This window comes from Siccirubricoccus soli, from assembly GCF_024178315.1.
Lineage (GTDB): Bacteria > Pseudomonadota > Alphaproteobacteria > Acetobacterales > Acetobacteraceae > Siccirubricoccus > Siccirubricoccus soli.
This window is the reverse complement of sequence record NZ_JAMZIK010000259.1, coordinates 1-4,313: the sequence shown is the minus strand read 5'-3', so window position 1 is coordinate 4,313 and position 4,313 is coordinate 1. Positions and strand designations below refer to the sequence as shown.

Below are 4,313 nucleotides of genomic sequence, written 5' to 3'. Positions count from 1 at the left end.
CCGGCGGCACGGGCGGCGCGCCGCCGCTGCGGGCCAGCGCCGCGGCCGCCTCCGCCGTGCCGGCGATGGCGATCTGCGCGGTGAGGCCGGCGCGGGCGAAGCGGGCGGCGATCGCCGCCTGCAAACCGTCCTCCCCCGCATGCAGATGCGCCACGCCGGTGACATCCAGCAGCAGCCCGTCGGGCGGATCGAGCGCCGGCAGCGGGGTGAAGCGCAGCGCCCAGAGGCCGAGTCGCTGCAGCCATTCGGCATCTGTCTCCGGCTCCTCCGGGTGCAGGGCGAGGCCGGGCAGGATGGCCTCCGCATCGGCCAGGGCCTGGCCCGGGCGCAGACCCGCGGCGGCGGCGTCCGGCGTCACCGCGACCAGCACCCGGCGCGTCCCCTCCGCGGCCCAGATCGCCGCCGCGCCGGTCAGGCGTCGCCGTTCGGTCCTCGCCCAGGGCAGGTGGATGGCGGCGATGCGCCGGGTGCCCGCGGGCGGCGCGCTGGACTCGGGCAGCAGTGCCGGGCCGGCCTCTGCCGGGGGAATGCCGCCGAGGCTCGGCGGGCGGCAGAAGCGCCGCCTCATCGCGCGGCGCGCCGTCGCGCCGGCGCGCGGGCGGGACGGGCTACGTCCTCCGCGGACCGCTCTGCGATATCCTCGCTGCCCAGCCGCTCCACAGCGTCCTCGGCATCGAGCCGCTCCGCGATATCGTCCGTGTCGAGCCGCTCCGCGGCGGGTCGCCAGGTTACGTCCCAGCGCTGCGGCCGGCCGCCACGGCAGCGCAGCAGTTCCAGCGACCAGCGCGGATCGCCGAGGTCATGCGCCGAGCCGGTGCCGGCCAGCGCGCCGACACGCCAGCGGGTCAGCGCGGCCGTCGCCCCCGCCGCGCCATCCTCCGCATCCGGGCGCAGCAGCAGGCCGAGGCCGCCGCCCGATTCGGCCGCCAATTGCAGCCGCCGCGCCGCGGTCAGGTCGATCTCCCCCGGCAGCGCCAGCAGGGCGCCGGCGACGCCGGGGCAGCGCAGCGCCTCCTCCATCGCCCAAAGCCCATCCACCTGCCGCCGTGCCTGTACCAGCACCAGATCGGCCGGCGAGAGGCCGAAGCGGGCGAGGCCGGGTGGCCAGGCATCCGGCTCCGGCGCGATCCACAGCACATTGCCCCGGCTGCGGGCCAGCAGCAGGGCGCAGAAGCCGGCAGCGGCGCCGGGCTCGGCGGCCAGCACCTCATGCAGCGCGGCGCGGGCCAGGCCGCCGCCGGGCAGGGACTGGTCGATGGCGGGGCAGAGCGGTATGGCATCGCTCGTCAGGCCGCTGCGGTCCAGCCGCGCCAGGCGCGCGCGCAGCGCCGCCAGCAGGGCGGGGCGGTCGATCTCGGGGGGTGAGGCAGCCGGAATCTGGGTCATGCTCGTTCGCTATATGTTCCAGTAATGACCCCGTCCGGGTCAAGCCGCTTTTCCTGAGATTGCATTCTTGTTCATGTATTCATGCCGGCCATGCGGGGAAAACCCCTTGAAGATCGCCCCCGTCTCACCGCAGATCACATCTCAAGGTGGAGGATCCATGAGCGCCCCCGAACTCGCCCCGAAAGGGTTCGTCCCGAACGCAGCCCAGGTGGCGGACGGCTTCGCCGGCGCCGTGGGCAACACCCCCCTCATCCGCCTGCGCCGAGCGAGCGAGGCGACTGGCTGCGAGATTCTCGGCAAGGCGGAATTCATGCAGCCCGGCGGCAGCGTGAAGGACCGCGCGGGACTCGGCATCATCCTGGATGCGGAGCAGCGCGGGCAGCTCATCCCCGGGGAGCCGGGCATCGTGGTGGAAGGGACGGCCGGCAATACCGGCATCGGCCTGACGCTGGTGGCGAACGCCCGCGGCTACCAATCCATCATCGTCGTGCCGCATACCCAGAGCCGGGAGAAGCTCGACTTCCTTCGCATGATCGGCGCCGATCTGCGGCTCGTGGATCCGAAGCCGCTGCGCGACCCCGGGCATTACGTCAACACCTCCCGCCGCATCGCGGAGGAGCTGGCGGCCGAGGGCAAGCGCGTGATCTGGGCGAACCAGTTCGGCAACCTCGCCAACGCCGCCTTCCATGAGGCGACGACCGGCCCCGAGATCTGGACGCAGACCGCGGGCCGCATCGATGCCTTCACCTGCGCCTGCGGCACGGGCGGCACGCTCACCGGCGTCGCCCGTGCGCTGAAGGCGAAGAACCCGAAGGTGCGGGTGGTGCTGGCCGACCCGATGGGCAGCGGCATGTACAGCTGGATCAAGACCGGCGAGGTGAAGGCCGAGGGCAACTCCATCACCGAGGGCATCGGCCAGGCCTCCGCCGTGCCCGGCAACCTGGAGCATGGCCGCGCCGCCATCGACGATGCGGTGCAGGTGGACGACCCGACGGCGCTCGAGCAGATCTACGACCTGCTGCTGCATGAGGGGATTTCGATCGGCGGCTCGGCCGGCATCAATGTCGCGGCGGCCATCGCCGTGGCGCGGCAGATGGGGCCGGGGCATACCATCGTCACCATCCTCTGCGATGGCGGCGCGCGCTACCAGAGCAAGCTCTTCAATCCCGAATTCCTGCGGGAGAAGGGGCTGCCGACGCCGCCCTGGCTGGCGTGAGCGGTGAATGGCCGGCCGGACGGGTGGTGCGGGGAGCTGACCCGGCGCGTTGAGACCGCGCCCGATGGCCGGAGCACCTTGCGGCGCGGAGGGCTGGATCGGCCGCATTGGGTCTGCGTCCGACGGCCGGAGCGTCGCATGGCGCGGAGGGCCGGATCGGCCGTGTTGAGAGGACAGGATGGAGATCATCGAGCTCGCCCGCACCATCCGCGAACGTGACCCGGCCCGGCCCACCTGGGTCGAGGCCATCACCTGCTATGCCGGGCTGCAGGCGGTGCTCATGCACCGCGTGGCGCATGCACTCTACCGCGCCGGCTTCAAGGCGCTGGCGCGCGCCGTCTCCCATACCAACCGCTTCATCACCGGCATCGAGATCCATCCCGGCGCGAAGATCGGCCGCCGGCTCTTCATCGATCACGGCATGGGGGTCGTCATCGGCGAGACGGCGGAGATCGGCGACGACGTGCTGATCTACCATGGCGTGACGCTGGGCGGCCTCAGCCTCGCCAATCGCGCGGGCCCGGGCGGCAAGCGCCACCCGACGATCGGCGACGGCGTGGCGATCGGCGCTGGCGCCCAGGTGCTGGGCCCGATCCGTATCGGCGAGGGCGCGCGCATCGGCGCCAATGCGGTGGTGGCGAGCGAGGTGCCGGCGGGCGAGACCGTCATCGGCATTCCGGCCCGGCCGCCGCAGGAGCACCGCGTGCTGGCCACCTTGCCCACCGGTCGCGCCGCGCCGCCGCCGAGCCCGGGCTACGGCCTGCTGGACCAGCCCTGCGACCCGGTCGGGGAGGAGTTGGCAACACTGCGCGCCGAGCTGGCCGCGCTGCGGGCCGAGCTGGCGGAGCTGCGCCGCAGCACCGCGCCGGGCAGCACGGTGCGCGCCGCCGAATAACGTCCTTGAAATATGCGCGGGCCAGTCGCGGCCGGGCAGGGGCATGCGGACCCGATGGGCGTGATGGCTCGAGGCGGATTCACCGGGAAGGGTGAATCGCGCGATCACGCAAAGCCAACCGATCCCGCCCCTGGCATTCGTGCAGCCATGAGCATTATGTCGCCGGGGTGAGGTGGCAGCGCACCGCTGCCATCCCATCTGTTTCACCACTCCAGCAGGAGGGAGACAAATGGCGAGCATCAAGCGCAGCGCGACCGCCCACTGGGCCGGCACCGGCAAGGACGGCAAGGGCGCCCTGACGACGCAGAGCGGCACGCTGAAGGAAACCCCCTACAGCTTCACCGCCCGCTTCGGCGATGGCCAGGGCACCAACCCGGAGGAGCTGATCGCCGCCGCCCATGCCGGCTGCTTCACCATGGCGCTGGCCTTCAAGCTGCAGGGCGCCGGCCTCACCCCGGAAAGCCTGGCCACCGAGGCGCGGCTGACCATGGAACAGGAAGCGGGCGGCTGGAAGATCGCCGCCGTGGCGCTGAGCCTGACGGCCGAGGTGCCCGGGGTTTCGCCCGAGCAATTCCAGGCGCTGGCCGCCGATGCCAAGGCCACCTGCCCGGTCTCCCGCGTGCTGAATGCGGAGATCACGCTGGACGCGAAGCTGGAGGGTTGACTGCCTGCCACCCCCCGCCCTGCGGGAGGGCCGGGGTGGGGAGCTGGAACGGTGCAGAGATGGGAATTGACGCCCCGTCACCCCAACGCTGCCTGGTGCCCTGCCGCGGCTTCGCCGCGGCAGGCTGTGCGAGGCGTCGGGGGTCGAGCGAT

5 protein-coding genes are annotated in these 4,313 nt (G+C 72.6%); 3 read left to right on the top strand and 2 right to left on the bottom strand.

What is annotated here, in order from left to right:
- Both NJ376_RS27915 and NJ376_RS27910 read right to left on the bottom strand, forming a co-directional pair.
- Positions 1 to 568, bottom strand: a 568-nt coding sequence (locus NJ376_RS27915) for a Y-family DNA polymerase (protein WP_456310009.1), incomplete at its 3' end; no start/stop codon positions are given.
- Entirely contained in the window at positions 565 to 1,386 is an 822-nt protein-coding gene (locus NJ376_RS27910) for an ImuA family protein (RefSeq protein WP_252956629.1), read from the bottom strand. The genes NJ376_RS27910 and NJ376_RS27915, both read right to left, overlap by 4 nt.
- 157 nt (positions 1,387 to 1,543) lie before the next feature.
- Between NJ376_RS27910 and NJ376_RS27905 the strand changes: the two genes are divergently transcribed.
- The 3 genes from NJ376_RS27905 to NJ376_RS27895 all read left to right on the top strand — a co-directional run bounded on the left by NJ376_RS27905 (position 1,544) and on the right by NJ376_RS27895 (position 4,161).
- Positions 1,544 to 2,602, top strand: coding sequence for a cysteine synthase A (locus tag NJ376_RS27905; RefSeq protein WP_252956628.1), 1,059 nt, complete (start codon positions 1,544 to 1,546; stop codon positions 2,600 to 2,602).
- Positions 2,603 to 2,780: 178 nt separating this feature from the next.
- Complete coding sequence (gene cysE / locus NJ376_RS27900) at positions 2,781 to 3,497, top strand: serine O-acetyltransferase (protein ID WP_252956627.1); 717 nt, start codon at positions 2,781 to 2,783, stop codon at positions 3,495 to 3,497.
- Between the two features lie 229 nt (positions 3,498 to 3,726).
- Positions 3,727 to 4,161, top strand: coding sequence for an OsmC family protein (locus NJ376_RS27895; RefSeq protein WP_252956626.1), 435 nt, complete (start codon positions 3,727 to 3,729; stop codon positions 4,159 to 4,161).
- Positions 4,162 to 4,313 lie beyond the last annotated feature (152 nt).

Bases quoted from the DNA above. Each gene is read 5' to 3' on its own strand.
- NJ376_RS27910 (WP_252956629.1), bottom strand. From the start codon at position 1,386: ATGACCCAGATTCCGGCTGCCTCACCCCCCGAGATCGACCGCCCCGCC.
- cysE (WP_252956627.1), top strand. From the start codon at position 2,781: ATGGAGATCATCGAGCTCGCCCGCACCATCCGCGAACGTGACCCGGCC.
- NJ376_RS27905 (WP_252956628.1), top strand. From the start codon at position 1,544: ATGAGCGCCCCCGAACTCGCCCCGAAAGGGTTCGTCCCGAACGCAGCC.
- NJ376_RS27895 (WP_252956626.1), top strand. From the start codon at position 3,727: ATGGCGAGCATCAAGCGCAGCGCGACCGCCCACTGGGCCGGCACCGGC.